The sequence below is a fragment of the uncultured Microbacterium sp. genome, from assembly GCF_963521645.1.
Lineage (GTDB): Bacteria > Actinomycetota > Actinomycetes > Actinomycetales > Microbacteriaceae > Microbacterium.
The window spans coordinates 14987-40396 of record NZ_CAUQVQ010000006.1 but is presented as its reverse complement, the minus strand read 5'-3'; the positions used below and the strand labels follow the sequence as shown (position 1 = coordinate 40396).

The 25410-nt window shown below is 68.0% G+C and carries 28 protein-coding genes; 13 read left to right on the top strand and 15 right to left on the bottom strand.

Features of this window, described 5'->3' with window-relative positions; all coding sequences use genetic code 11:
• Positions 1 to 20: 20 nt before the first annotated feature.
• A complete protein-coding gene (locus tag RWO82_RS03050; protein ID WP_314423150.1) occupies positions 21 to 1715 on the bottom strand; it encodes an ABC transporter substrate-binding protein in 1695 nt (564 codons plus the stop codon).
• A gap of 245 nt (positions 1716 to 1960) precedes the next feature.
• Here RWO82_RS03050 and RWO82_RS03045 point away from each other — a divergent pair, with 245 nt between their 5' ends.
• The 7 genes from RWO82_RS03045 to RWO82_RS03015 are packed head-to-tail and all read left to right on the top strand — an operon-like array spanning position 1961 to position 9321.
• Positions 1961 to 2677 carry an NrtR DNA-binding winged helix domain-containing protein gene (locus RWO82_RS03045; RefSeq protein WP_314423148.1) on the top strand — a complete coding sequence of 239 codons (717 nt, stop codon included), beginning with the start codon at positions 1961 to 1963 and terminating at the stop codon, positions 2675 to 2677.
• A complete protein-coding gene (gene nadA, locus RWO82_RS03040; protein ID WP_314423145.1) occupies positions 2674 to 4011 on the top strand; it encodes a quinolinate synthase NadA in 1338 nt (445 codons plus the stop codon). Before RWO82_RS03045 ends, nadA begins: the two co-directional genes overlap by 4 nt.
• Positions 4008 to 5498 carry an L-aspartate oxidase gene (gene nadB / locus RWO82_RS03035; protein WP_314423143.1) on the top strand — a complete coding sequence of 497 codons (1491 nt, stop codon included), beginning with the start codon at positions 4008 to 4010 and terminating at the stop codon, positions 5496 to 5498. The genes nadA and nadB overlap by 4 nt, the downstream gene beginning before the upstream one ends.
• Entirely contained in the window at positions 5498 to 6349 is an 852-nt protein-coding gene (gene nadC, locus RWO82_RS03030) for a carboxylating nicotinate-nucleotide diphosphorylase (protein ID WP_314423140.1), read from the top strand. Before nadB ends, nadC begins: the two co-directional genes overlap by 1 nt.
• A 4-nt stretch (positions 6350 to 6353) precedes the next feature.
• Positions 6354 to 7493, top strand: a complete 1140-nt coding sequence (locus tag RWO82_RS03025) for a cysteine desulfurase family protein (RefSeq protein WP_314423137.1) — start codon at positions 6354 to 6356, stop codon at positions 7491 to 7493.
• Between the two features lie 48 nt (positions 7494 to 7541).
• On the top strand, positions 7542 to 8489 hold the full coding sequence (locus RWO82_RS03020) for a glycosyltransferase family 2 protein (RefSeq protein ID WP_314423135.1): 948 nt from the start codon (positions 7542 to 7544) through the stop codon (positions 8487 to 8489).
• Positions 8490 to 8511: 22 nt separating this feature from the next.
• Positions 8512 to 9321, top strand: a complete 810-nt coding sequence (locus RWO82_RS03015) for an SDR family oxidoreductase (protein ID WP_314423132.1) — start codon at positions 8512 to 8514, stop codon at positions 9319 to 9321.
• A 42-nt stretch (positions 9322 to 9363) separates the two neighbouring features.
• Here RWO82_RS03015 and RWO82_RS03010 read toward each other — a convergent pair whose 3' ends face one another.
• Complete coding sequence (locus RWO82_RS03010) at positions 9364 to 11403, bottom strand: ABC transporter ATP-binding protein (protein WP_314423256.1); 2040 nt, start codon at positions 11401 to 11403, stop codon at positions 9364 to 9366.
• 179 nt (positions 11404 to 11582) lie between these two features.
• Here RWO82_RS03010 and RWO82_RS03005 point away from each other — a divergent pair, with 179 nt between their 5' ends.
• Positions 11583 to 13058: an MDR family MFS transporter gene (locus RWO82_RS03005; RefSeq protein WP_314423130.1), complete on the top strand. Its 1476-nt coding sequence runs from the start codon at positions 11583 to 11585 to the stop codon at positions 13056 to 13058.
• A 25-nt stretch (positions 13059 to 13083) separates the two neighbouring features.
• Here RWO82_RS03005 and RWO82_RS03000 read toward each other — a convergent pair whose 3' ends face one another.
• The gene (locus RWO82_RS03000) at positions 13084 to 13227 is read right to left on the bottom strand and encodes a hypothetical protein (protein WP_314423127.1); all 144 of its coding nucleotides are present in this window, start codon (positions 13225 to 13227) and stop codon (positions 13084 to 13086) included.
• Positions 13228 to 13320: 93 nt separating this feature from the next.
• Between RWO82_RS03000 and RWO82_RS02995 the strand changes: the two genes are divergently transcribed.
• Positions 13321 to 13902 carry a 1-acyl-sn-glycerol-3-phosphate acyltransferase gene (locus RWO82_RS02995; RefSeq protein ID WP_314423123.1) on the top strand — a complete coding sequence of 194 codons (582 nt, stop codon included), beginning with the start codon at positions 13321 to 13323 and terminating at the stop codon, positions 13900 to 13902.
• A 7-nt stretch (positions 13903 to 13909) separates the two neighbouring features.
• Here the strand turns inward: RWO82_RS02995 and RWO82_RS02990 are convergent, their stop codons facing one another.
• Positions 13910 to 14131, bottom strand: coding sequence for a hypothetical protein (locus RWO82_RS02990; RefSeq protein WP_314423122.1), 222 nt, complete (start codon positions 14129 to 14131; stop codon positions 13910 to 13912).
• A gap of 69 nt (positions 14132 to 14200) precedes the next feature.
• Here RWO82_RS02990 and RWO82_RS02985 point away from each other — a divergent pair, with 69 nt between their 5' ends.
• Positions 14201 to 14734 (top strand): DUF6328 family protein, encoded by a 534-nt coding sequence (locus RWO82_RS02985; RefSeq protein ID WP_314423120.1) that lies wholly within the window; start codon positions 14201 to 14203, stop codon positions 14732 to 14734.
• 21 nt (positions 14735 to 14755) lie between these two features.
• Here the strand turns inward: RWO82_RS02985 and RWO82_RS02980 are convergent, their stop codons facing one another.
• Positions 14756 to 15298: a DNA starvation/stationary phase protection protein gene (locus RWO82_RS02980; RefSeq protein ID WP_314423117.1), complete on the bottom strand. Its 543-nt coding sequence runs from the start codon at positions 15296 to 15298 to the stop codon at positions 14756 to 14758.
• 102 nt (positions 15299 to 15400) lie between these two features.
• Here RWO82_RS02980 and RWO82_RS02975 point away from each other — a divergent pair, with 102 nt between their 5' ends.
• The 3 genes from RWO82_RS02975 to RWO82_RS02965 all read left to right on the top strand — a co-directional run bounded on the left by RWO82_RS02975 (position 15401) and on the right by RWO82_RS02965 (position 16810).
• Entirely contained in the window at positions 15401 to 15955 is a 555-nt protein-coding gene (locus RWO82_RS02975) for a GNAT family N-acetyltransferase (protein ID WP_314423115.1), read from the top strand.
• Positions 15956 to 16031: 76 nt separating this feature from the next.
• The gene (locus RWO82_RS02970) at positions 16032 to 16331 is read left to right on the top strand and encodes a Fe-S cluster assembly protein HesB (RefSeq protein WP_314423113.1); all 300 of its coding nucleotides are present in this window, start codon (positions 16032 to 16034) and stop codon (positions 16329 to 16331) included.
• 134 nt (positions 16332 to 16465) lie between these two features.
• On the top strand, positions 16466 to 16810 hold the full coding sequence (locus tag RWO82_RS02965) for a LysR family transcriptional regulator (protein ID WP_314423111.1): 345 nt from the start codon (positions 16466 to 16468) through the stop codon (positions 16808 to 16810).
• Between the two features lie 21 nt (positions 16811 to 16831).
• On the opposite strand, the gene RWO82_RS02960 is transcribed toward RWO82_RS02965, so the two are convergent.
• The 10 genes from RWO82_RS02960 to RWO82_RS02915 all read right to left on the bottom strand — a co-directional run bounded on the left by RWO82_RS02960 (position 16832) and on the right by RWO82_RS02915 (position 25328).
• Complete coding sequence (locus RWO82_RS02960) at positions 16832 to 18496, bottom strand: ABC-F family ATP-binding cassette domain-containing protein (RefSeq protein ID WP_314423109.1); 1665 nt, start codon at positions 18494 to 18496, stop codon at positions 16832 to 16834.
• A 61-nt stretch (positions 18497 to 18557) separates the two neighbouring features.
• Complete coding sequence (locus RWO82_RS02955; protein WP_314423105.1) at positions 18558 to 19121, bottom strand: alpha/beta hydrolase; 564 nt, start codon at positions 19119 to 19121, stop codon at positions 18558 to 18560.
• 169 nt (positions 19122 to 19290) lie between these two features.
• On the bottom strand, positions 19291 to 19446 hold the full coding sequence (locus RWO82_RS02950) for a hypothetical protein (protein ID WP_314423102.1): 156 nt from the start codon (positions 19444 to 19446) through the stop codon (positions 19291 to 19293).
• 39 nt (positions 19447 to 19485) lie between these two features.
• Entirely contained in the window at positions 19486 to 20829 is a 1344-nt protein-coding gene (locus tag RWO82_RS02945; RefSeq protein ID WP_314423100.1) for a condensation domain-containing protein, read from the bottom strand.
• 44 nt (positions 20830 to 20873) lie between these two features.
• Positions 20874 to 21518 (bottom strand): hypothetical protein, encoded by a 645-nt coding sequence (locus RWO82_RS02940; protein WP_314423097.1) that lies wholly within the window; start codon positions 21516 to 21518, stop codon positions 20874 to 20876.
• A gap of 71 nt (positions 21519 to 21589) precedes the next feature.
• Positions 21590 to 22180, bottom strand: a complete 591-nt coding sequence (locus RWO82_RS02935) for a signal peptidase I (RefSeq protein WP_314423092.1) — start codon at positions 22178 to 22180, stop codon at positions 21590 to 21592.
• Positions 22181 to 22182: 2 nt separating this feature from the next.
• Positions 22183 to 22731: a hypothetical protein gene (locus RWO82_RS02930; protein WP_314423091.1), complete on the bottom strand. Its 549-nt coding sequence runs from the start codon at positions 22729 to 22731 to the stop codon at positions 22183 to 22185.
• Positions 22728 to 23318, bottom strand: a complete 591-nt coding sequence (locus RWO82_RS02925) for a SipW-dependent-type signal peptide-containing protein (protein WP_314423088.1) — start codon at positions 23316 to 23318, stop codon at positions 22728 to 22730. Before RWO82_RS02925 ends, RWO82_RS02930 begins: the two co-directional genes overlap by 4 nt.
• 27 nt (positions 23319 to 23345) lie before the next feature.
• Complete coding sequence (locus tag RWO82_RS02920) at positions 23346 to 23882, bottom strand: alternate-type signal peptide domain-containing protein (protein ID WP_314423085.1); 537 nt, start codon at positions 23880 to 23882, stop codon at positions 23346 to 23348.
• 135 nt (positions 23883 to 24017) lie between these two features.
• Positions 24018 to 25328, bottom strand: coding sequence for an ISL3 family transposase (locus RWO82_RS02915; RefSeq protein ID WP_314423082.1), 1311 nt, complete (start codon positions 25326 to 25328; stop codon positions 24018 to 24020).
• Between the last annotated feature and the right edge of the window lie 82 nt (positions 25329 to 25410).

Below are 25410 nucleotides of genomic sequence, written 5' to 3'. Positions count from 1 at the left end.
GCTCCCCCGACCTCATGTCGTTACTTGACCGGCTCGAGCTGCGTCAGGACGTAGCCTGCCGCGATCGCGCCCCAGGACGGCGGGAAGGCGTAGAGGTCGTCCTCCGTCGGCCAGCCCGTGAAGTCCTTCGTGTTGTAGAAGGTCTGCGTGGCGTTGATCACGAGCGGGATGTACGGCAGGTCGCGCACGATCTCGGTCTGGATCGTTCCGTACAGCTCCTTCTTCTCGGCCTCGTCGTTGGTGCTGACGGCCGACTGGATGGCCTGGTCGACGACCGGGTTGCTGTAGCGGCTGAAGTTCCAGCGCCCTGCGGGCACCTCGGTTCCGACGGGGGCGGTCGACTCGACGGCGGTGCCGCCGAACCAGTCGCGGTAGATCTGGAACGGGTCGGCGACGGAGGTGCCGATGACACCGCCCACGATCAGCTGGAAGTCTCCGCCCTGACGGGCGTCGGAGAACTCCTGCCACTGCACGGTCGATGCCGTGACCTTGATGCCGGCCGCCTCCGCCTGCTCGGCGATCAGCTTCGCGGCGTCGTTGTAGTCGGTCCAGCCGTCGACGGAGATCAGGCTGAGCTCGACGGGCACGCCGCCCTTCTCGTAGATGCCGTTCGATCCCTTCGTGTAGCCGGCGGCCTCGAGGATCTCACCCGCCTCGTCGGCGTTCGCCGCCTGGGGGCTGACCTCGTTGGCGGAGTCCGCGACCCACTTCTCGTCACGCGGAAGCAGTGCGAAGGTGGGCGAGATGTCTCCGGTCAGGCCGACGAAGGCCTTGTCCTTGATCGCGGTGCGGTCGATCGCGACATTGAGCGCCTGTCGCACGGCCACATCCGTCTGCGGGCCCGAGCAGCCGAGCTCGGTGTTCGAGCAGGTGTAGAGCACGGTCGGATCCTGCGGGGTGTTGACCCAGTCGATCGCACCGTTGCCCGTGACGTCGTCGGGGTTGGGGATGAACATGCCCGTCCAGTCGAGCTGGCCGGCCGCGAGCAGGTCCTGAGCGGTCTGGTTGTTGTCGACCGCGATGTACTGGACCTTCTTGACGCCGAGGTCGTCGGCATCCCGGAAGTTCTCGTTGGCGACGAGCGTATACGACTCGCTGGTCGTCTTGTCGACGACGTAGGCGCCCGAGCCGACCGGCTCCTCGTTGGCGAAGTTGGCGAAGTCGTCGACCTCCGCCCAGATGTGCTCAGGGAGGATGTAGGTCGATCCGAGGCGCTGGAACTCGGTCGTGTACTGCGCGGTCGTGTAGGTGAGCACGACGGTGGTGTCGTCGGTCGCCTCTGCCGAGACGAGGCCGTTGCCCTCGGGGTTGTTCGCCTCATAGGTGAAGGAGAACGCCACGTCGGGCGCGGTGAGCGGCTCTCCGTCGCTCCACTTCAGGTCGGGCTTGATGGTGATCGTGATCACCGTGCCGTCTTCGTTGTACTCGTACGAGTCGCCGATCAGACCGACAGGCTCGGAGTCCGCCGTCTTGTTGAAGAAGAACAGCGGCTCGTAGATGGGTCCGAGCGCCCCGTGGAGCACGGTCGGGGCGAACGGATTGTAGTTCGCGGTGATGGGGGTCTGGCTGCCGGCCCACACGCGGAGAGCCCGGTCGCCGTCGCCACCGCTCCCCTCGTCGCCGCCGCCTGCGCCACAGGCCGTCAAACCCAGAGCGAGGGCGGATGCCCCCGCCACAGCGGTGAGCGCGATCTTGCGCCTTCCGTTACGGATCATTCTGTATTTCCTCTCGGTGCTGCACTGCAGGAGGGTCTCCAGGATGGAGCCGTGCCCCACAAGTGGGGCCCGTGACAGATCCCGGGAAAGGGATTTGTTAGGACAGTAACCTAACAAATAGGTTTTCGGGCGACAAGAGTTCAGAAGACCGGCATATAACGTTTCGGCCTCGACCAGCGCTGTGTCATTCGCGTGCACTAAGAGTCGCAATGACACTAAGATCGATGCAGGAGGTTAAGGTTGCCATGACTCAAAGCTCGGGCATCGACGTCGCCGTGTCGACCGTCATCCTCACTCTGCGCCGCACCGGCGACGGCTCGGCCGTGCTCGCGTTGCCGCTCGTGCTCCGCACCCGCGAGCCTTTCGCCGACCAGTGGGCGCTGCCCGGCGGATGGCTCACCGCCGCCGAATCGCCCGTCGACGCAGCCGCCCGCACCCTCGCCGAGACCACAGGTCTGACCCCGAGCTATCTGGAGCAGCTCTACGCCTTCGGCGCCGTCGACCGCTCCCCCACGCGAGTGGTGTCGATCGTCTACTGGGCTCTGCTGCGCCAAGACGAGGTCGACGCCCAGAGCGCGGCGCACCGCGCATCGGGGCGCGCACCCGAGAACGTGCGCTGGTTCGATCTCGATGAGCTCCCCCCACTCGCGTTCGACCACGACAAGATCGTCGACTACGCGCTCTGGCGCCTGCGCAGCAAAGTCGGCTACAGCCGCGTCGCGCATGGCTTCCTGCCCGCCGAGTTCACGCTCGCGGAACTCCGAGAGGCCTACGAGGCGATCCTCCGCAAGCAGCTGGACCCGGCCAATTTCCGGCGCCAGGTCGAGTCCGCCGGCAACCTGCTCCCCACGGAGCGGTTCCGCACCGGCAGCCACCGTCCTGCACGCCTCTACCGATACAACACCGACGTCGAGCTCGCCGATCACGGCCCGCTCGGCCCCGAGGAAACGAGCATCCGATGAGTCTCACCGTCATCCCGACTCCCCCCGTGCCTTCCGCAGACCCCTCCGTCGACCACGCGATCCAGTCGATCGTGTCGGGTGAATCGACCGACGCCACGTGCACCACGGATCTGGCCACGGGCCCGTGGGACTTCGACTCCCGCCCGGGGTACGGTCCGGGATCCTCCATGGGAGATGTGATCCCCACGGGAGCGCCTCGTCAGGGCGAGCTGCCCGCAGCGTATCGGGAGGCGAGCGAGGCCGACCTCGACGAGCGCATCCGTGCGGCGAAGGCGGTGCTGGGCGACCGCGTCGTCGTTCTCGGGCACTTCTACCAGCGCGAAGAGGTCGTGCGGCACGCCGACTACGTGGGCGACTCCTTCCAGCTCGCGACCGCGGCGACGCAGCGACCTGATGCCGAGGCGATCGTCTTCTGCGGTGTGCACTTCATGGCGGAGACGGCCGACCTGCTCTCCGGTCCCGACCAGGCCGTGATCCTGCCGAATCTCGCGGCCGGATGCTCGATGGCCGACATGGCCGACATCGATCAGGTCGAGGACTGCTGGGAGCAGCTCGCCGACGTGCTCGGAGACCTCGACGCGCAGGACGAGGACGGTCGTGTGCCGGTGATCCCCGTCACGTACATGAACTCCTCCGCCGCCATCAAGGGCTTCGTGGGTCGCCACGGCGGAATCGTCTGCACCTCCTCGAACGCGCAGACGGTGCTCGAGTGGGCATTCGAGCGCGGGCGGCGGGTGCTGTTCTTCCCCGACCAGCACTTGGGTCGCAACACGGCGAAGGCGATGGGCGTGCCTCTCGAGCAGATGCCGATGTGGAACCCTCGCAGGGCGCTCGGCGGCTCCTCCGCGTCCGAGCTCCTCGACTCCCGAGTGATCCTGTGGCACGGGTTCTGCTCGGTGCACCGCCGGTTCACCGTGGACCAGATCGACCAGGCGCGGGCCGAGCACCCCGGCGCGCGAGTGATCGTGCACCCGGAATGCCCGATGGAGGTCGTCGACGCGGCCGACGAGGCGGGCTCGACCGACCACATCCGCCGGGCGATCGCCGCCGCGACCGAACCCACGACCTTTGCGATCGGCACCGAGATCAACCTCGTGCGCCGACTGGCCGCGCAGTTCCCGCAGCATGAGATCTTCTGCCTCGACCCCGTCGTCTGCCCGTGCTCGACCATGTATCGGATCCACCCCGGATATCTGGCCTGGGTGCTGGAGGAGCTGGTGGCGGGGCGGACGCCGAACCGCATCACCGTGACGGACGATGTCGCGGATCCTGCTCGCGTGGCGCTGGAGCGGATGCTGGCGGCCAAGCCCCCGGCGACGACGGGCGCCCGATGAACGTGATCGTGGTCGGCTCGGGGATCGGCGGACTGACCGCGGCGTTGCACGCACGCGAGCGCGGCCACTCGGTGACCGTGGTGACGAAGGGCGCGCTCGGCGACGGCTGCACGGGCTTCGCGCAGGGCGGTGTGGCCGGCGGGTACGGTCACGATGACTCGCCGGCACTGCACGCGGCCGACACGCTGGCGGCGTCGGGGGGGCTGGCCGACGCCGACGCGGTGGATGTGCTGGTGGGAGGCGCCCGTGCCGCGATCGACGACCTCACCGCGCGCGGAGTCCGCTTCGATCGTTCCGCGGACGGCGCGCTCCTTCGTGGACGCGAGGCCGCCCACAGCCGATCGCGCATCGTGCACTCCGGCGGAGACGCGACGGGCGCCGCGATCGCGAGCGCCCTCGTCGCCGCGACCCGCACAGCGCGCATCGACGTGGTGGAGAACGCGTTTCTCGCGGATCTCGAGGTGGTCGACGACGAGATCCGTGGCGTGCGCGTGCTGATCGGCGGTTCCTCGTCGATTCTCCGCGCCGATGCGGTGATCCTCGCGACGGGCGGCGCCGGTCGCCTCTATGCGCACACCACCAATCCCGAGGGGACGACAGGCGACGGCATCGCCGCTGCCATGCGGGCGGGGGCGGCGGTCGCCGACCTCGAGTTCCTGCAGTTCCACCCGACGATCCTCGATGCGGGGCCGCCTTTCCTCGTGTCGGAGGCCGTGCGTGGCGAGGGTGCCACGCTCCTCGATGACGAGGGGCGACGGTTCGTGTTCGAGAGCCACCCCGATGGCGAGCTCGCACCGCGTGACGTCGTGGCTAGAGCCATCGCCCGGCGCGCCGCGCGACAGGGCGCACCGGTGCGACTGGACGCGACCATGATCGGCGGCGCGGCCCTGCGCCGTCGATTCCCCACGATCGATCGCGTGACGAGAGAGCGCGGCTTCGACTGGTCTGCCGAGCCGATCCCCGTCACTCCTGCCGCGCACTACCTGATGGGCGGCATCGTGACCGATGTCGACGGACGGACGTCGATCACCGGACTCTTCGCCGTCGGCGAGACGGCGAGGACGGGAGTGCACGGCGCGAATCGTCTCGCCTCCAACTCGCTGCTCGAGGGCGCGGTCTTCGGAGCACGCGCCGCCGCCGCGCTCGAGCTGCCATGGCCGACGACGGTCGAGAACCGCGCAGGCTCCCCCGGGGCCGTCGAACCCGCACCGGACGACGATGACAGCATGCCGTTCTCCCGCTCCGCGCTCCAGCACCTGATGTGGGACGAGGTCGGACTCATCCGCACCCCGGCCGGACTCCGCCGCGCCGCGCACACGGTCGCACTCTGGGCGGCGCAGCCTCGCCCGCTGCGGAGCATCGTCGACCACGAGGATGCGAACCTGCTGGCGCTCGCCGGCGCGATGACACGCGCGGCTCTCGCTCGAACCGAATCCGTGGGCTCGCACCACCTCGAAACCACCACCGCCGTCTTGGAGACCGTCTGATGCTCACTCCGCCCCTCATCAACCGCGTCGTGTCCGCAGCGCTCGAGGAGGACGCACCCTGGGGCGACCTCACGAGTTCCGTCCTGCTGCCGGCAGCCTCCACCGCGACCGCCGACCTCGTGGCGCGCGAGCCCGGGGTCTTCAGCGGAGGCGACGTCTTCACCGCCGCCTTCGTCCTCACGGATCCGAGCATCGGCGTCGACGTGCACGTCGAGGACGGTGCCGAGTTCGCGACGGGCGACGTGCTCGCCTCGGTCCGCGGCGCGGCCCGCAGCATCCTGACCGCGGAACGCATCGCGCTGAACTTCACGCAGCGTATGAGCGGAATAGCCACGCTCACCGCCTCCTATGTGCGCGCGGTGGCCACGAGCCGCGCACGGATCGCCGACACACGCAAGACCACGCCGGGCCTGCGCGCCTTCGAACGCCATGCGGTCGTGAGCGGCGGCGGCCACAACCACCGGTACTCGCTGTCGGACGCGGTGATGGCCAAGGACAACCACCTCGCGGTGCTGAAGCGCTCGGGCGTCGACCTGTCGACGGCGCTGCGTGAGGCTTTCGCCCGGCTGCCCCACACGACCCACGTCGTGGTGGAGGTGGACCGGCTCGAGCAGATCCCAGAGGTCCTCGACGCGGGCGCGCACACCGTGCTGCTCGACAACTTCTCGCTCGACGATCTGCGCGAAGGGGTCGCACTGATCGGCGATCGCGCTCAGATCGAGGCCTCGGGCGGGGTCACGCTGGCCACGGTCGGCGACATCGCCGCCACCGGCGTCGACGTGATCTCGGTCGGCGCGCTCACCCATTCCGCCCGCGCCCTCGACCTCGGCCTCGACGTGCGGATCGACTGAGCCGATGATCTACCTCGACCATGCCGCGACGGGTCCGGTCCGTCGCGAGGTGCTGGAGGCGATGACTCCCTACCTGACGAACGTCTTCGGGAATCCGTCGAGTCACCACACGGTCGGCGAGGCCGCGGCGAGCGCGCTCGACGATGCGCGCGCACGTGTCGCACGCGTCATCGGCATGCGCGCAGGAGATGTCGTGTTCACCGCGGGAGGCACCGAGGCGAACAATCTCGCGGTCAAGGGCATCGTGCTGGCCGCGCTCGCGCGGGACCGCCGCCATCTGGTGGTGTCGCCGATCGAGCACGAGTCGATCCTCGAGTCCGCCGAGTATCTGCGTCGCTTCCACGGCGTCGTCGTGACGCACGTGCCCGTGGACGGCGCGGGGCGGATCGCTCCGGAGTCGCTGGCGAAGGTCGTGCGCGACGACACCGCGCTGGTGGCACTGGGCCACGCGAACAACGAGATCGGCACGATCCAGCCACTGTCCGAGCTGACGGCTGTCGCTCATGAGGCAGGTGTTCCCGTGCACGTCGACGCCGTGCAGTCGGCGGGCTGGCTGGCGCTGGCGGGTTCGGGCGCGGACGCCGTGTCGATCGCCGGCCACAAGCTCGGTGCGCCCAAGGGCATCGGTGCTCTCGGCGTGCGGGGACGCGTGCCTCTGGAGCCGTTGCTGCACGGCGGCGGGCAGGAGCGCGGTCGTCGGTCGGGCACCGAGAACGTCGCGGGCGCCGTCGCTCTCGCGACCGCGCTCGAACTGGCCGAGGCGGAGCGCGACGACCTCGCCCTCCGCGTCGGCGCCTCGACCCGCCGCTTCATCGATCGAGTGCGCGCGCTCGTGCCCGAGGCGACGCTCACGGGACATCCTCGAGAGCGGCTCCCCGGCACCGCATCGTTCACCTTCGAGGGTGTGAGCGGTGAGGCCGTGCTGCTGGAGCTGGAACGTCGGGGCGTCGTGTCATCGAGCGGTTCGGCGTGCGCTGCGGGGAGCGACGATCCCTCGCACGTCCTCCTCGCGTGCGGCATCGCGCCACAGGTCGCTCAGACTGCCGTGCGCTTCACCTTCGGCCGCGACGCACTGCCGGACGACGCGCCGGAGACGCTCGCCACGCTCGTCGCCGATTCCGTTCGCAGCGTCCGCGGTGCGTGAGCCCGACCGGTGCACCCTCGGACAGTGGCTCGGCCATAGACTCGGCTGGTGACCGCAGCAGCGCCCCTCGTGACCGTGATCGTGCCGGGGCGTGACATCGCGGACTTCGCTCCGGATGCGCTCGATTCGCTGCGCGCGCAGACCGAGCAGCGTTGGCAGGCGATCCTCGTCGACGACGGGTCGCAGGACGACACCGGCGCCATATTCCGCGCCGCGGCAGCAGGCGACCGCCGGTTCCGATTCATCGCTCACGAGGCCTCCCGCGGGCTGGGCGCGGCCCGCAACGTCGCCCTCGACGCCGTCGACACTCCGCTGGTCGGGTTCCTCGACGGAGACGACGAGCTGACGCCGACCGCTCTCGAGAGACTCGTGGGAACCCTCGTCGAGACCGGCAGCGACTTCGTCGCGGGCGCCTACGTGCGGTCGAGGTTCGACGGACGGAGCTACGCGCCGGGCCGCGTCCAGCCCTGGGTGTCGGCAGCCACCAATCCGGCGCGTCTCGGCACGACGATCTACGAGCATCCGCGCGCCAGCGCGAACATCGTGGCCTGGTCGAAGGTCAGTCGGCTGGACATGTGGCGCGATCTCCGGTTTCCCGAAGGCGTGGCCTATGAAGACCAGCTCGTCGCCCAGTCGATGTACACGCAGGCACGCGCCTTCGATGTGATCCCCGATGTGGTGGTGCACTGGCGACTCCGAGCCGACGGTACGTCGATCACGCAGAGCCGGGCGCGGCTCTCCGTGCTGCGCGACTACATCGGGGCGCTGCGCGGCGGCATCCGGATCCTGCACGAGGCGGGCGCCGCCGAGGCGGTCAGCGCCAGACTCGAACTGATCCTCGCGATGGACCTGCCCCCGCTCATCGACATCGCCGCGACACACCCGGATCCCGAGTACGCCACTGTTGTCGCCGCGTTCGTCGCCGAGCTCGAAGCTCTCCCCGAGTTCGCCGACGCCCACCCCGACCCCACGATCACCGCCGCACTGGCCTGGTGACCGCCACACACCCAGGAGCCCCATGGACGACCCGCGCATCCCGGACACCGCTGAGCGGACCGCCGACTACCTCGCTGACCTGTTCTCGCTCAGAGGACGCACGGCCGTCGTGACAGGAGGCAGCTCCGGGATCGGCCAGGGCATCGCGACGGCTCTCGCGCGCGCCGGAGCGTCGACCGTGATCGTCGCGCGGGGCGAGTCCCGCATCGCCGAGACCGTGCAGGCGCTCACGGATGCCGGGTGCGCGGCAGCCGGAGTCGCAGGCGACCTGGGTACCCGCGACGGCATTCGCGCGGTCGCCGACGCCGCGACCGTGCCGTTCGGCGCGCCCGACATCGTGGTGCACTCAGCCGGGATCAACATCCGCCCGCCGTTCGCCGAGATCACGGAAGCCGACTGGGATGCCACCATGACGGTGAACGCGCTCGCCCCGTTCCTCCTCGGCCAGGCGTTCGCCCCGGGCATGGCGGAGCGCGGATACGGCCGGCTGATCCACATCTCCTCGCAGCAGGCGCATCGCGCGTTCGTCGGGAGCGGCGTCTACGGCGCGTCCAAGGGTGCCGTGGAGTCGCTCATGCGCTCGGAGGCGGAGGCGTGGGGCGGCACCGGGGTGACCAGCAATTCCCTGGTGCCGGGATTCGTGCTCACTCCTCTGAATGCACGGCTCCAGGAGGACCCGGATCAGATCTCGGCACTCGCCGCTCGCACGATGATCGGCCGCAACGGCCTTCCCTCCGACTTCGCGAGCGCAGCGGTGTTCCTCGCGGGTGCCGGATCGTCGTACGTGACGGGACAATCGATCTTCATCGACGGCGGCCTGTCGGTGCACTGACACACGCCGTCGCCTCGGGTCAGCGACGAGACGATCCGGGGATCAGATCTCCGCGGGGTACACCCGCTCATCGGAGCGAGGAGCGTCGAGCAGCGGCACGGGCGCGGTCAGCGCCGCCACGGCATCCGCACCCGCCGAATCGCGAGGGGCACGATCCGCGCGGCGGTCCGTGAGGGCCGCGGCCACGCCTCCGGTGACGGCCTCTTCGATCACGGCCTCGGTCTCGATCACCCGTGATGCGGCCACCTGCTGTGCGGCGAGTTCGGCGTAGAGCCCGTCCTGTGCCAGCAGCTGCGCGTGCGTGCCCGACTCCACGATCTGCCCGGCCTCGATCACGTGGATGATGTCGGCACCGATCACCGTCGAGAGCCGATGCGCGATCGTCAGCGTCGTGCGCCCCTTGGCCGCCTCGTCGAGCGCTTCCTGCACGACGCGCTCGGACACGGTGTCGAGCGCGGAGGTCGCCTCGTCGAGCAGCAGCACGGGCGGATCCTTCAGCAGTACGCGTGCGATCGCGATGCGCTGCTTCTCACCTCCGGAGAGCCGGTACCCGCGCTCCCCCACCACAGTGTCGTAGCCGTGCTCGAACGCCGCGATGACGTGATGGATGTTCGCCGCGGTGCATGCCGCGATCATCTCCTGCTCGCTGGCATCCGGCCTCGCATACAGCAGGTTCTCGCGGATGGTCGCGTGGAACAGATAGGTCTCCTGCGACACGATGCCCACGTCGTCGATGATGGACTCCTGCGTGAGCGCACGCACGTCCGCGCCGGCGAACAGCACAGCGCCGTCATGCGCCTCGTACAGTCTCGGGGCGAGGTAGAGAACCGTCGTCTTTCCCGCCCCCGACGGGCCGACGAAGGCGACATGCTGCCCGGGCTCCGCGACGAACGACACACCCTGCAGAGTGGGGCGGGCATCCGGCGCCGCGTCAGGGTACCGGAACACCACATCGCGGAACTCGATGCGACCGCGCGGTCCCGGCGCTGCTCCGACCGCGATGGCGTCGGGCGAATCCTGGATCTCGGGCACCAGATCGAGGTACTCGAAGATCCGCGCGAACAGCGCTGAGGATGTCTGCAGATCGAGCGAGACCCGCATGAGCCCCATGAGCGGCTGCAGCAGGCGAGCCTGCACGGTCGTGAATGCCACCACGGTGCCCGCCGTGATCGCTCCGGTCCCACCCGCGATCAGGTAGCCGGAGACCAGGTAGATGACCGCGGGCACGCTGGCCATGAGCACCTGCACGACGGCGAAGAAGCCCTGACCGCTCATGGCCCTGCGCACCTGCAGCGTCACCTGGTTGCGGTTCTCGGCCTGATACCGCTGCGACTCGGTGCGCTGTCTGTTGAAGGCCTTCGACAGCAGCATGCCGGAGACGCTCAGCGTCTCCTGCGTGATCGAGGTGAGCTCCGACAGCGACTCCTGGGTCTCGCCCGCGATGCGCGCGCGCACCTGACCGACCCGCCGCTGCACGATGATGAGGAACGGCATCAGGACCACGGCGATCAGTGTCAGGCGCCAATCGATCAGGATCATCGCGACGAGCGAGGCGATCACGGTGACGACGTTGCCGAGGATGCTCGTGACGGTGTTCGTCAGGACTCCTGAGACGCCACCGACGTCGTTCTGCAGCCGCGACTGGATGACGCCGGTCTTGGTGCGTGTGAAGAAGCCGAGCTCCATCGCCTGCAGATGCTCGAAGAGTCGCACGCGCAGGTCTCCCGTGACGCTGTTGCCGACGGTCGACGTCAACCAGGTCTGCGCCACTCCGAGCACGGCGGAGAGAAGGAAGAGGCCGACCATCGCAGCGACGAGTCGGATCAGCAGCTCCAGCTGGGGTCCGCCGCCGTCCACGGGGAACAGGGCGTCGTCGAAGATGCGCTGGACGATGAGCGGCGGGATCACGGCGATGCCGGCGCCGAGCACGACCAGGACGCCGGTGACGGCGATGCGCCATCTGTACGGCCTGAACAGGGCGATCACTCTCGCCCCGAGCCCGCTGATGCGGGGTGCGTCGGCGTTGAGGCGACGCTGCGTGTCTTCGTCCACGCGACGGAAGCCGCCGTGCATCCCACCCATGCTCATGATGTCAGCGTAACCAGCGCCTCGGACGCCACGGGCCGATCCTCGGGGGAACTCTCCGCCGAGAGCGGATTCGCCGGAATCCGGAATGAACTGTCCGAACCTGTGGTTACGCTGAATTGTCCCCGCGCACTCGCGCGCTCCCTCCCTCTTCTCTTCTGTGCCCAGGAGGCCGCATGTCTGCCGTCGACACCGGTTCGATCACCACACCGCCCACGACCGCGCCGGGCGAGATCCCACGCAGCGACATGCGGGTCATCTGGCTGCTGCTGGTCGCGGCGTTCGTCGCGATCCTCAACGAGACCACGATGGGGATCGCCATCCCGCACCTCAACGCGGATCTCGGCATCCCGCCTGAGCTCGGCCAGTGGCTGACGAGCGCGTTCATGCTGACCATGGCCGTCGTCATCCCCACCACGGGATTCATCCTGCAGCGGTTCACCACCCGCCAGGTCTTCCTCGCGGCGATGATCGCGTTCTCGACCGGCACGCTCGTGGCCATGATCGCACCCGGCTTCGGAGTGCTCCTCGTCGGCAGGGTGATCCAGGCGGCCGGCACCGGAATCATGATGCCCCTGCTCATGACCACGATCATGAACGTCGTCCCCCCGCAGTCGCGCGGTCGCATGATGGGCCGCGTGGGCCTCGTCATCTCGCTGGCCCCGGCGATCGGTCCGACTCTCGCGGGCGCCGTCCTCGAGACGCTCAACTGGCGCGCGCTGTTCGCGATCGTCCTGCCGATCGCCATCGTGTCGCTGCTGATGGGTGCGAAGTGGATGACCAACCTCGGCGAGACCCGCGCCGTGCCGCTCGATGTGATCTCGATCCCGCTCGCCGCACTCGGCTTCGGCGGCATCGTCTTCGGTCTGAGCCAGTTCGGAGGCCACGGAGGTTCCGGCGAGGTCGTCGGTGTGACCTCGCTCGTCGCCGGTGCGGTCGCACTCGCGCTGTTCGTGTGGCGGCAGCTGGTGCTGCAGCGCATCGACGACGCTCTGCTCGACCTGCGCGTGTTCCGCTCGGTCAACTTCACGTTCTCCGTCATCATCATGACGATCCTCGCGCTGTCGATGTTCGGCACGCTGACCCTGCTTCCCCAGTACCTGCAGAACGTCGCCGGACTCAACGCTCTCCAGTCGGGACTCATCCTCCTGCCGGGTTCGGTCCTCATGGGTCTGCTGGGCCCGGTCATGGGACGTGTCTACGATGCGCGCGGCACGCGGCCCCTGCTGATCCCCGGAACGATCTTCGTCTCCGCCGCCCTGTTCTACTACTCGACGGTGGGCGAGCACACCGTGTGGTGGGTGCTCATCATCGTCCAGGCCGTCATGTCGGTCGGTCTCGCCATGTCGTTCACGCCCTTGTTCTCGGCTTCCCTCGGGTCGCTGCAGCGCTCGCTGTACTCGCACGGCTCGGCGGTGCTCAACACGCTGCAGCAGGTCGGCGGCGCGGCAGGCGTCGCGGTGCTGACGGTGACGTACTCCGCCATCCTTCACGCCGGTGAGGCAGAGGGACTCGAGACGGCCGCCGCCGGCGCCCCCGGCGCGCGCACGGCCTTCCTGATCGCCGCGATCATCTCGCTCGCGGCGGTCGCGCTGAGCGCCTTCGTTCGCAAGCCCGCTGACGATGTCGCGGGCGCGGTGCACGGGCACTGATCACCGCCGCGGCGGCGTCGCGCTGCTACTGGGTCTTGGGCGCAGGGAAGTGGCAGACGCCGCCGCTGCAGTAACCGGCGGAGTCGTTCTCGAGCAGGTTCAGAGCGTCCGGAAGCGGCTGGAGCGCGAGAGATGCGTCCTGCTCGACGGAGTCCTGTGTCTTGGCCATCCCTCGATGCTACGCCTGCTGCACACCGATGGCGTCGAATTCGACACGCCGACCGACGCGGAAACGACAACACCACTCCTCTACGGTTGACGAGTGCTCACACGACTCGTCGCCCGCCTGTTCTGGACGTTCAGCCGCTGGACCCTCACCGCCGAGGGCACACCCACGCGCCCCACGATCCTGATCGGCGCGCCCCACACCTCCAACTGGGACTTCGTGCTCATGCTCGCCATCGCGTGGCGCCTGCGCATCGAGGTGCACTGGCTGGGAAAGAGCAGCCTCTTCCGCGGGTGGCGCGGTCCGGTCATGCGGAGCCTGGGCGGCATCGCCGTCGACCGCTCCGACCCCGCCCGAGTCGTGAGCGACGTCGTGGCCCAGGTGCACTCGGGGAGCGTCTTCGGACTCGTGATCACTCCGGACGGCACGCGCGGCGGCAACGCCTATTGGAAGTCGGGCTTCTACCGCATCGCGCGAGAGGCCGGAATGCCGGTGACTCTCGGCTTCGTCGACCGCACCACGATGACCACGGGCCTCGGCCCCACCCTCGATCTCACGGGCGACGTCTCGGCCGACATGGACCGGATCCGCGCGTTCTACGCGAACAAGTCAGGACTGCGACCGGAGCGCCGCACAGTCCCCCGCCTGCGGGAGGAACAGGAAGCCCCCGAGAGCTGATCGGCGCTCACTCGGTGTCGGCGCCGTCGACCTCCGCGCGCGCCTCGGCGCGGGCGTAGTCGAGATCATCGCGAGACAGCGTCTCGGCCATCCCCACCACGGCCCCGGTGATCTCACGGATCTCTTCCCGCGCCCGCTCGCCGAGGTGCGGAGCGGTCTCGCCGAGCACCTCGACCCGCGCCTCGAGCGACAGCTCGGACCACCATTCGCGGATGGGTGGAAGAGTCATGACGACCTCCTTCTCGATCGATGCGCAAGGAGCTAGACACGATCGGAGCACGCCCGAGAGACTGGGCGGATGACAGCTGATGACCGCCCCCGGCCGCCCGTGGAGCATGACGACCGGGTCGATGGTCGCGACGAGACGCGCAATGAGCGCGCAGACCGGAACTGGGAGGAGCTCCTCCAGGAACTCCGCGTCATGCAGACCGGCACGCAGATCCTGACCGGGTTTCTCTTGGCCGTGGCATTCACCCCGCGTTTCGAGGACATGGACGTGGTCCAGCGAGACCTGTATGTCGTGCTCGTGGGTCTCGCGGCGGTGGCCACCATTCTCGCGCTCGCTCCCGTGGGCATACATCGTGCGCTGTTCGGCCGACGACGCAAACCGGAGCTCGTGCGGGTCGCGGCGCGGATCGTGAAGATCGACCTCGTGGCGATCGCGGCTCTCACCGTCGGAGTGACGACTCTCATCATCGACTTCACCGTCGATCGTGCCGCCGGCCTGATCGCTCTCGTCTCATCCCTGGTCGGGATCCTGCTGCTCTGGATGCTGCTGCCCCTGCTGGTCCGACGGGAGACGGGGGCAGGGCGGCGCGACGGAGAGGACTGAGCCGACTCGCCGCGCCCGCACTCAGCTGCCTGCGGGTGTCCGGTTCTCCGCGCTGACCATCCACGCGAACTGCTCGAGGCTCTCGAGGACGGCGTGCAGGATGTCCGCGGATGTCGGATCTTCTTCGTCGACCGCATCGTGGACGTCGCGGATCGTGTTGATCGCAGCCTCCAGGCGCGCGGTGACGAGATCGATCGTGTCCGTGGTCGAGACCTCCCCCATGGGGAACGCCGGAAGTGAGGTGGTCTCGGCGATGGTGTCGGTGCGCCCATCGGGAACGGCATGCAGCGCCCGCATGCGCTCTGCGACGGTGTCGCTGAACGTGCGAGCCGCATCGATGATCTCGTCGAGCTGACGATGCGTGTCGCGGAAGTTGCGGCCGACGACGTTCCAGTGCGCCTGCTTCCCCTGGAGGGAGAGCTCGATCAGATCGACGAGCACGGACTGGAGATTCGCGGCGAGCGTGGCCGATGCCGTGAAGCCCTTCTCGGCGTTCTGGCGCCGTGTCGTCTTCGCGCCGCGCTTCGACGCGCCGCTGGTCTTCGACTTCGTGTTCTCAGCCATGACTTGTCCTCCTCGTGTCGGTGCCACGACCGTACGGCAGCTCCCACCGTCGATCGAGGGGGTTGACACCTCCGCCCGCTGCACCCGATCGTTACGCAGGTGATGACGAATGACAGCCCGAATGATTCCGACAGCCGAACCGCCTCCGCCGACGACGACACGTCTGAGGTGACGATCGCGAAGATCACGGAAGCGGATGCCGGCGAAGTGCTCACTCTCCAGCGAGCGGCGTTCGTCTCGGAGGCACAGATCTACGGCTCCGCCGATATGCCGCCCCTCACCCAGACGCTGTCCGAGGTCGAGGCGGAGCTCCGATCCGGAAGCGGCCTGACCGCACGCAGGGACGGTCGGCTGGTCGGCGCCATCCGGTATGCGGAGACGGACGGCGTTCTGCTGATAGGCCGAATCGCCATCGCCCCCGATGTACAGGGGGAAGGCATCGGACGCACGCTCCTGGATGCGGCGGAGAGATCCTCGTCGGCGCGAGTGTCCGAGCTCTTCACAGGCAGCCTGAGCGAGGCGAACATCCGCCTGTACGAGGCATGCGGCTACACGGAGGCGGAGCGAGTGCCCCAGGGTGACGGCACGGATCAGGTGTTCCTGAGAAAACCTCTGCATCAGGTGGGAGACCCCTCCGAACCGGGCGCGTCGGGTTGAATCCGATGGGTGGGTGGGGAATCGTGGCCCGGACACGCCGCACCCGCGTCGTGTCCGCAACCGGAAGGAGAGTCTCGTGCTCACCCTCACCGATAACGCCACCGCAATCGTGAACACCCTCGTCAGCCGTCAGACCGACGCCGCAGATGCAGGACTCCGGATTCACTCCACCCCTGCCCCGGGACCCGACGGGGGCGCTCGCCTCGCGGTCCTGGTCACGCCCGATCCCGAGCCCGCCGATCAGGTGGTCGAGGTCTCCGGCACCCGCCTCTTCCTCGACGAGACCGCTGCCGCGGCGCTCGATGACAAGGTTCTCGATGCCGGCGTGGACGACGAGGGTTCGGTGTCGTTCGCCGTACTCCCGAAGGTCGCCTGACGAAGGACTCCACGGATGCCGCGGCTCGTCGAGCCGCGGCATCCGTCCGTCCGGGGAGGTATGCAGGCACTGGCCTCGCGTAGGTTAGATGCAGAGCGTCGAACGTCGATGCCCCAGAAGGACCGTTCACCCGCATGAAGTTGGCACTGCTCCGTCGGTACGTCGTCCTCGCCGAGACGCTGCACTTTCCGCGCGCGGCACAGGAGCTCGGTATCCCGCTCGCCTCGCTCTACACCTCGCTCGACAAGCTCGAGGAGGAGGTCGGCCACATTCTGATCAATCGCGAAGGCACACCGCGTCTCACGCACATCGGCGAGCTGTTCCTCGTCGAGGCGCAGGCCACCGTGGCCGCGGCTCCGCCACCCGCGCCGAAGACCGCGAGTCCGGCGGGCGGGAAGGCCAAGGCATCGAAGGGCAAGGGTCGCGCCCCCATCGTCAAGGGCCAGCCGAAGCCGTACAAGAAGCGCCAAGGGCGCTGATCACCCGGGGCGCTCCCCCGCTCAGAGTTCGGTGACCTGACCGGCGTCGACGCTCCATCGACGCGTCGTCCGCACGGCCTCCAGCATCCGCCGGTCGTGCGTGACCAGCAGCAGGGTCCCCGTATACGACTCGAGTGCCTGCTCCAGCTGTTCGATGGCCGGCAGGTCGAGGTGGTTCGTCGGCTCGTCGAGCACCAGCAGGTTGACCCCACGTGCCTGCAGCAGTGCCAGTGCCGCCCGAGTGCGCTCACCCGGCGACAGACCCCCGACCGGGCGTGTGACGTGGTCGGCCTTGAGACCGAACTTCGCAAGCAACGTCCGCACCTCGGCGGAGGCCATCTCGGGCACCAGCGCCTCGAACGCGTCGGCGAGAGCTGCGTCGCCGACCAGGAGAGATCTCGCCTGATCGATCTCGCCGATCTGCACGCTGCTGCCCAGTGCGGAGTCTCCCTCGACGGGCGCCTGCCGTCCGAGGAGTCCCCGGAGGAGGGTCGATTTTCCGGCACCGTTCGGGCCCGTGATCCCGATCCGGTCGCCCGCGTCGACCTGGAGCGACACCGGTCCGAGAGTGAACCCGCCCTGGCGGAATGTCGCTGCGCGCAGCGTGGAGACCACGGTGCTCGATCGGGGCGCGGAACCGATCGTGAACTCCAGCTGCCACTCCTTGCGCGGCTCCTCGACCTCGTCGAGGCGTGCGATCCGGCTCTCCATCTGGCGCACCTTCTGCGCCTGCTTCTCGCTCGACTCCATCGATGCCCTGCGTTTGATCTTGTCGTTGTCGGGCGACTTCTTCATCGCATTGCGGACACCCTGGCTCGACCATTCCCGCTGCGTGCGAGCCCTCGCCACGAGATCCGCCTTCTTGTCCGCGAACTCGTCATATTTCTCGCGCAGGTGACGACGCACCACGGCGCGCTCTTCGATGTATGCGTCGTACCCACCCCCGTACAGACGATTGGACGCCTGTGCCAGGTCGAGCTCGAGCACTCGAGTGACGCTGCGCGCGAGGAACTCACGGTCATGACTCACGAGCACGACGCCCCCGCGGAGTCCGCGCACGAAGGCCTCGAGTCGCTCCAGCCCATCGAGGTCGAGGTCGTTGGTCGGCTCATCGAGGAAGACGATGTCGAACCGTGAGAGCAGCAGCGCCGCGAGGCCGACACGCGCCGCCTGACCGCCCGACAGCCCCGTCATGAGCGCGCTGTCCGCGACGCCGCTCCCGCTCGGGAGTCCGAGGTCGGCGAGCACCACGGGGATCCGTTCCTCCAGGTCGGCAGCACCGCTCGCGAGCCAGCGGTCGAGAGCCGCCGAGTAGGTGTCGGCGGGATCCGTGCCCGCGGGGGCCAGTGAGGGGTCGCCCAGCGCGGCGGCCGCCGCGTCCATCTCCCTCGTCGCCGCGGCACAGCCGGTACGACGCGCGATGTACTCCGCGACCGTCTCCCCCGCGACGCGCTCGTGCTCCTGCGGAAGCCAGCCGACGAACGCATCGGTGGGGGCGAGCGAGACCGTGCCGCCCATGGGCGCGTCCACCCCTGCGAGGAGTCGGAGCAGAGTGGACTTGCCTGCGCCGTTGGCCCCGACCACACCGATCACGTCACCGGGTGCGACGGTGAGGTCGAGGCCTTCGAAGAGGATGCGGTGGCCGTAACCGCCCGCCAGATTCTGGGCGACGAGTGTGGCGGTCATCAGACCAGTCTGTCAGGGTCGGGCGCGTGCACGACGGTGCGACCGGCCGGGACCATGCGGGTCAGTCCCAGTCGAGGTATTCCTCGATGATCACGCCGGTCTCGATCGGGTGGTGCATCGGGAAGAGGTGGTCACCGGCGATCGTCTTGATGCTCGACCGATCCGGGATCGTCGCGTGCAGCGCCTCGGCGTTCACCGCGGGGGTGTCGGTGTCTTCGGTTCCCTGGACGATCAGCACCGGGATCGCGGGGGCGACGTCGATGTCGACGTCCTCGACGCCCAGCAGCAGCAGTCCGTTCGCGCGGTCGGCGTGCGCGGCGACCAGCGCGCGGGCGATCGTGCCACCGAAGCCGTGTCCGCCCACCCAGGTGTCGTCGATGCCGACGTGGTCGATCACCGCGATGACGTCATCGACTCGCTCGGCGAGTGTCGCTTCGGCCGCCGCACGGTGACCGATCCGCAGCACGTGGAACCCGGCCTCTTCAGCGAGATAGTGGGCGGCGACTCCCAGGACGTCGGCAGCGAGGCCGTACTCCTGGATGAGCACCAGCTTGACCGGGCCGTCTCCCTCGTCCACGAAAGGGATCGCGCGGCCTTCGGGCTCGAAGATCTGGGTGTCGGTCATGGGCGTGGTTCTCCTCGTGCCGTCGGGGTGGTGAGAGGCGGGGTGCATGCGGGATCGAGCGTCGACCGCCTCAGCATCCAGCGTATCCCGCCGTCCCCCCGCCGACGTGCCGCGGGAGTCCGCCCGCGATGCCGAGGCGTGCGCGTGGCAGACCCCGTGCGGGCGGCTGTCATCCGGACCGGTCGCCGTGATCTCCGAGGTCGGGATCCGCCCGAAGAGCATCGGCGATCTCCTCCTCCGGGCGCGGCGCGATGGTCTCATCGAGCTCGAGTTCGGGAACCGACGGCTCCCCCGGTGCGGGGACGTGTTCGTGGTGGTCAGACACTGTGGATCCTTCCGTGGGCGACACGCACAGCGTACGCCGTTAGAAGTGCTGAGGCAGGCCGACAGGCGCGGTCTGATATCCGCGCCCGGGCGCAGAGGACCGCGCGTCAGCCTGCAACCTGGCGACGAGCAGGTCGAGCCATCCGCCGACATTGGCGCGCGCTTCGGACGTGTCGGGATAGCGGCATCGCAGGTGCAGACCCGACTCGTCCAGGATGAACCACAGCATGACGCCGTCGGTGTCGGTCGCCGCGCTGACGTAGTGGGCATCGAGCCCGACCGAGTCGATCCGCACGGGCAGCCTGCGCAGGTCCAGCCACGAGATCGCGAACATCCCGGGCGCCACGGGCATGCCGCCCCATGGAGCGAGCACGTCGGCGAGAGGCCACGCACCGAGTTGCACGGCTTCTCTCACTGCCGCCGCGGCCGCGTGCGGTTCGGCGACCTCGGACTCGAGGACGGAGTTGGTGATGAACCACCCGACCGAGTCGTGCCAGTCGTCCTGGAACCGGCTGTGCACGGGAAACACGGCCCGAAGCGGTGCATCCGCCAGCTCGAGGGTCACCGCGGTCATCGAGACCACTGCGCGGGCGAGGGTCGAGACGCCGTCACCGCGGGCCTGCGCGGCGAAGGCCGCCGCGTCGTCGACGTCGAACACGTCGCGCACTTCCACACGCTCACGATGCAGCTCGGCTGGACCCAGCGGCAACGGGAACCGCGGCATCACGCCGCCGCTGTCCGCGATGATGTCCTCCCAGCGCTGACGCACGTGATCCGGTGCCGCATCCCGATCCAGGAGCGCCTGCGTGTGCTCGACGAATGCCGGAGCCGTCGTCAACATCGGTGTCGCACCGGACCGCACCTCATCGAGCGCGGACAGCAGATCGCGCGCGATCACGAGCATCGACCACATGTCGACGTGCGCGTGGTCCGCTGCGATCACGACCGTGAGCCCGGCGGCGGTCTCCAGCACGCACAACCGGTGCGAGGGACGTCGGAACGGCGCACACGCGGCATCGAGGACTTCCCGCAGAGCGTCGTTGACGGCCTGACCTGAGCCCACCTCGTGCTCGACCCAGTGACCGGAGCCGATCTCGATCGCGTGAAGCTCAGGATCGCCCTCAGCCCCCGGCGCGAAAGCCGTTCGGAGTGTGCCGTGCCGGGCGATGACAGCCAGCCACGCATCGGCGATCGAGTCGCGACTCGTCGGTGCAGGCAGCCGGAACGACAGCGCCATCCACGATCCGGGCCGGTCGCCTGCGCCGACATGGAGTCGCTGATCGAACGACACCGGGAGGCGCCGCCCGAGCGCGGAGGTGCTCACGTCGTACCCCCAGAGCCGTCCGAACGGGAGGCGGAGGTGCGTGACGTTGGTCAGTCGCATGCGTAGCACCATATCGCTCGGAGATGGCGAACAAGGGACAAACGTTACGAACGTTTCCCGAGCCTGCCGTGCGATGTACCGCGACCAATCGTCGCTCGTTGACGGTCGAACAACAGCGCCGTCATCCCCGCGGTGATCGCCGCCAGCGCCCACCAGAGTCCGGCCGCGGTTCCGCCGGTGCCAGGGAGCGGCTCATCGGGATCACCGGGTTGGTCTCCCGGTTCGCTCGAAATGATCGCTTCGTCGTGTGCCAGTGTCACGCGCAGAGCGAAGGATGCGCGATCCACGCGCAGATCCGCACCCGACGTGGCATCGTGCGGAAAGACCAAGGCGATATCGAGGGCGACGACCTGCGTGGGATCGACGCGGGAGCCGTAAAGCTGGGCGTCCGACAGCTCAGAGAACGACACCTCGACGCTGGCGGAACCTTGCTCGCGCACAACGAGGGCGAGCTCGTCGTAGAACGGATCCGGCGAGCTCGACGCCAGGGCGACGTCTTCGGCGATAATCGTCAGCGTCGCCGCGTCCTCAGAGTCGTTGCGCACGAACAACGTCGTCATGAGCACGTCGCCCGGAACCAACGTCGCCGGCTCGAATAGTGCTGGCAGGTCGTCGTGCCAGGTGACCCCGTCGTAACTCAGGCGCAATTGCGATGCAACGGGGGAATCGGCGGCGTACGCGTCGTCCACGGATATCGTCGACGCCATCGAGAGCAGGAGCGCGGTTGCCGAGAGTGCGGTAGCGGCGCTACACGAGAACCTCATCCCGGTTGCCTTCTCATCAGTGCGCGGAGGAGGGTGAAGACGGCATAGCCGATGAGGAGTCCCCCGAGTGCTCCGACGATCCAGCCCCGCTCCGTAACGCCGAATAAGGTGGTGACGTATCCCACGTAGGGCACGGAGTAGACCACCTTGCCCATCACCTGGTCTCCCACAATCGGCTGGTCGTCTGCGCCGTTGTTGTCGCCGCGCGTCGTGAACGTAAGGTCACCGTCGGCCTGGTATCCGACTTCGACGATGCGGTGTGTCACGAGCATCGGGTCGTCAGAGACCGGCTGGAACGTCACGACGTCTCCGATCGCCAGAGTCTCCGGGTCGACGGACTGCGAGACCACCAGGGTGCCCGGGGCCAAGACCGGCTCCATCGACGAGGTAAGCACGGCGAGGGGAACGGCCCCGATCAGCCGCGGGATAACGAGCACGAGTGCGACGACGGCCATGACCAGCGCGAACACGACCCACCCGATGAAACGCAACAGTCCGCGCCACGGGCGAGGTTGTGTGTGCTCGATCGGCGCCTCAGCGTCGCATTCGCCGAGCTTGTCGGCCGGGGTCGGTGCGTGCTGCGTCATGATCAGGTCTGGCAGTAGCTCTGGCTGAGGTCCGGCTGAGGATAGACCGTGATCGTGTTGCTCTTGGGGCCCAGCCAACCGCTGGCGTAGACCGGTCGCACATACACTTGCATCGGTGAGTTGTCGGGCGGCAGGTTGTAGAACTCGGTGCCGCGGCCGTGGAACAGGTAGTTGTACTGACTCGGATCGCCCAACGGCGCGGAACTGGGTGCCCACAGCTGGTCCCGTGTCACGCCGCCGACGATCCGGTAGACCCTGAAGTTGCTGAACACCGGCGCGATCTGATCGCGGTACAGATACTGCACGGCCTGGAAGTCCGCGCCGATGCTGTCCGCGTATCCGTTGTGAAACTCTGGTCCTCGGCAACTCAGCCATTGCCCGTTACTCACGGTGATTGCCGGGTAGCCCGCCGTGGCGGAGACCGAGGCTTGTGCGTTCGCCGACCATTGCGCCGAAGCGGGGAGCGCTAGTGCGCCCGCACCGATCATGAGGAGCGCCGCGAGCGACAGCTGCCATCGCCGCCGTCTACGCGATTGCTCCCGCGCGCTCATCGGGTGCCCTCACCCGTCGCGGTGATGGTGAAGGTCGTCGCCGCACCGCTGAGCTCGATGCCTCCGACGTCGGGCGGAGTTCCAGCTGGGATCGTGAACCGTATGCACAAGTGGGTCGTCGCGGAATCCGCAGCCGGAGCAACGAGTGACGCGGTTACGACCAGTGCGCTCAGTTCTGTGAAGCCCCCACCGCTGCCGTACACCTGCATCCCGTCGGGTAGTCCGGTGGATGCGCAGGAGGCTCCCGCATCGCTCTGGGTGAAGACCTGAGCGTCAATGATGCCGTACAGCGTCGACGAGGCCGACGAGGTGTCAGAGAGGATGGCTGCGAGCGTGTAGTCGAGCCCGAGATTGCCGGATGCCTGGCCGGCGAGCGCGATCTTCGTAGCGATGACGCCACCAGGGTAGAGACCGCTTAACGGTCCGATCGTCACCTGTGATTGCCCGTTCATCGTGAGTTTCAGGGTGCCCGAGTTAACGGTGGTTCCTTCGACGGCCTCGGAATCGTTCCACAGCGCCGCAGTCGTACCGGTCCCCACGAGGAGGACCAGCGCGACCGCTGCGATGGTGACGGCGAGACGTTTCAAACGGGCTTCGGTATCCGGGCGCGGGCGTTACCGGGCGTCCTGCTGTAAGGTGATTGTCATATCGCTTAGGTTGATGCTCTCGGCCTGCGCGGTCGTGCCCGGTGTGCTCTCATCGAACACGATCGTCACGGTCACGTTGATCACCTCGCCATCGTCGGCGCTCGTGATGGCCCCATCGGTAACCGGCTCACCGCCGACATCTGTGAGCGTCTGGGTGACCGTAGTCGCTGCGAGCAATGCCGCATCACCGGTAGCCGCGACCGGATCAGACACATCGAGGGTGGCTGAAAGGTTGTCTCCCGATGCGTCGACAGTGAAGGCGGCCGTGTACTCGATCGTGTCTCCGGGCACGATGAGGAAGTCCGCGATCGTGATCGGCACCGGTGTCGGGGTCGAGATGTCGTTCCACGCGGGTGTGCCCGATGGCGTGAGTGCCAGGGTGCCGGAGTTCACCGTGCCCCCGTTCACGTTTGCCGAATCGCTCCACAAAGCGAACGTGGTCCCGCCTGTAAGCAACACAACACCGAGCGCTCCCGCGATCGTGGCTTTGGTCGCTTTCCTCATGCTTGCCCCTACTCCATGATGATTCACGTGGGTAGCAGTATATTACGACTTGACGTTGATACTGGTAATTGCCGCTGCCGGTCATGACCCTCGGCTTGACTGACGGCCCGGCGGGTCTGTCCTTTGTTTGATGGCTCATCGCATTCCAGGGTGTAGATGGGGTCTGAAGCCTCCGGATTCGAGCAACGATCTCGCGATGTAGTTCGTGAGGTTACGGAAGCCGAGGGCGGATCCGCGGAGGTGTTCGAGGCGTCCGTTGATCGCTTCGGTAGGACCGTTGCTGGTGCCGGGTCGGTCAAAGAACGCGAGCACGTCGGCGGCGCGTTGCTTGAGGGTCCTGCCGAGGCGGCGGATCTCGACGAGGTCCGCGGGAACCCCGCTGGTGACCGAGGCGATCACGGCGCGCATCATGACTTTGCCTGTCTGCTTGTCGGGTTCACGGTAGGCGGCGACCATGCGCTGGTAGATATCCCAGGTCGTTTTGACCTCGACATGCTCCGGGGTCGCGAAGATGGCTTCTAACCGTGCGCGCTGCTTCGTGGTGAGCAGGTTCGCCCCGGTATGCAGGGTCCGGCGGGCGCGGTAGAGCGGGTCGCCCGCGCGACCGCGGTGACCGAGGGTGGCTTGCTGAATGCGTTGCCGGCACCGGTCCAGGGCGTCGCCAGCGAGACGGACGACGTGGAAGGGATCCATCACCGGGACCGCGTCGGGGAGCTCCTCCGCAGCGGCGGTCTTGAACCCGGTGAATCCGTCCATCGCGACGACTTCGATCCGGTCGGACCAGTCCTTCGGCCGCGCCTTCAGCCACTGCTTGAATACGGCCTTCGAACGCCCCTCGACCATGTCCAGCAGGCGTGCTGGGCCGGTCTTGTCACGTGTCGGGGTCAGGTCGATGATCACCGTGACGTACTTGTCACCGCGGCGCGTATGTCGCCAGACATGCTCGTCAACACCGATCGTGGTGACCCCATCAAACCGGTGTGAGTCATCGATCAGCCGCCGCTTACCCTCCGCGAGGATCGCACTGTTCGCCGTATGCCAGGACACCCCCAGAGCTGCCGCGGCGCGAGAGACGGTGAGGGGATCAATGACGATGGCGCCCAACGCCCAGTCGAGCCCGCCGCGGGAGATTTTCGCTCTCGCTGGTGCCGCCTGATCGGTGTCTTGCCGCCATGTCCGCCCGCAGTGCGCGCACCGGTAGCGGCGCACCCGCACCAACAGCGTCGTGGGGCGATGCCCGAACTGTTCGTGCGCCAACCTGCGGGCCACCGTGTCACGCATCACCCCTTCGGTGCCGCACTTGCGACACCAAGGATCCGGCTCAGCGACCCGGCACTCGATCACCGCCCGATCCGGCGCGAGACGTTTCCCGACGGCTACGAGACCGAGCTCGTCGAGGCGGCAGAACGTGGTCAGATCAGGGGTCGCGAAGGTAGCGTGGAGCACGTCGAGGTTTTTCAGATGGACAGCCTAGAAACTTCCATCATGGAAGACCTCGACCCCTATCCAGAAACCAACGCGACTACAC

What these genes read in the sequence shown, in the direction of transcription:
- RWO82_RS02980 (WP_314423117.1), bottom strand. Translation starts at nt 15,298, where the DNA reads ATGGCTGAGAACACGAAGTCGAAGACCAGCGGCGCGTCGAAGCGCGGC.
- RWO82_RS03045 (WP_314423148.1), top strand. Translation starts at nt 1,961, where the DNA reads ATGACTCAAAGCTCGGGCATCGACGTCGCCGTGTCGACCGTCATCCTC.
- nadB (WP_314423143.1), top strand. Translation starts at nt 4,008, where the DNA reads ATGAACGTGATCGTGGTCGGCTCGGGGATCGGCGGACTGACCGCGGCG.
- RWO82_RS03015 (WP_314423132.1), top strand. Translation starts at nt 8,512, where the DNA reads ATGGACGACCCGCGCATCCCGGACACCGCTGAGCGGACCGCCGACTAC.
- RWO82_RS03000 (WP_314423127.1), bottom strand. Translation starts at nt 13,227, where the DNA reads ATGGCCAAGACACAGGACTCCGTCGAGCAGGACGCATCTCTCGCGCTC.
- RWO82_RS02960 (WP_314423109.1), bottom strand. Translation starts at nt 18,496, where the DNA reads ATGACCGCCACACTCGTCGCCCAGAATCTGGCGGGCGGTTACGGCCAC.
- RWO82_RS02965 (WP_314423111.1), top strand. Translation starts at nt 16,466, where the DNA reads ATGAAGTTGGCACTGCTCCGTCGGTACGTCGTCCTCGCCGAGACGCTG.
- RWO82_RS02955 (WP_314423105.1), bottom strand. Translation starts at nt 19,121, where the DNA reads ATGACCGACACCCAGATCTTCGAGCCCGAAGGCCGCGCGATCCCTTTC.
- RWO82_RS03050 (WP_314423150.1), bottom strand. Translation starts at nt 1,715, where the DNA reads ATGATCCGTAACGGAAGGCGCAAGATCGCGCTCACCGCTGTGGCGGGG.
- nadC (WP_314423140.1), top strand. Translation starts at nt 5,498, where the DNA reads ATGCTCACTCCGCCCCTCATCAACCGCGTCGTGTCCGCAGCGCTCGAG.
- RWO82_RS02945 (WP_314423100.1), bottom strand. Translation starts at nt 20,829, where the DNA reads ATGCGACTGACCAACGTCACGCACCTCCGCCTCCCGTTCGGACGGCTC.
- RWO82_RS02990 (WP_314423122.1), bottom strand. Translation starts at nt 14,131, where the DNA reads ATGACTCTTCCACCCATCCGCGAATGGTGGTCCGAGCTGTCGCTCGAG.
- RWO82_RS03005 (WP_314423130.1), top strand. Translation starts at nt 11,583, where the DNA reads ATGTCTGCCGTCGACACCGGTTCGATCACCACACCGCCCACGACCGCG.
- RWO82_RS03010 (WP_314423256.1), bottom strand. Translation starts at nt 11,403, where the DNA reads ATGGGTGGGATGCACGGCGGCTTCCGTCGCGTGGACGAAGACACGCAG.
- RWO82_RS02985 (WP_314423120.1), top strand. Translation starts at nt 14,201, where the DNA reads ATGACAGCTGATGACCGCCCCCGGCCGCCCGTGGAGCATGACGACCGG.
- RWO82_RS03025 (WP_314423137.1), top strand. Translation starts at nt 6,354, where the DNA reads ATGATCTACCTCGACCATGCCGCGACGGGTCCGGTCCGTCGCGAGGTG.
- RWO82_RS02930 (WP_314423091.1), bottom strand. Translation starts at nt 22,731, where the DNA reads ATGAGCGCGCGGGAGCAATCGCGTAGACGGCGGCGATGGCAGCTGTCG.
- nadA (WP_314423145.1), top strand. Translation starts at nt 2,674, where the DNA reads ATGAGTCTCACCGTCATCCCGACTCCCCCCGTGCCTTCCGCAGACCCC.
- RWO82_RS02920 (WP_314423085.1), bottom strand. Translation starts at nt 23,882, where the DNA reads ATGAGGAAAGCGACCAAAGCCACGATCGCGGGAGCGCTCGGTGTTGTG.
- RWO82_RS02935 (WP_314423092.1), bottom strand. Translation starts at nt 22,180, where the DNA reads ATGACGCAGCACGCACCGACCCCGGCCGACAAGCTCGGCGAATGCGAC.
- RWO82_RS02975 (WP_314423115.1), top strand. Translation starts at nt 15,401, where the DNA reads ATGACGAATGACAGCCCGAATGATTCCGACAGCCGAACCGCCTCCGCC.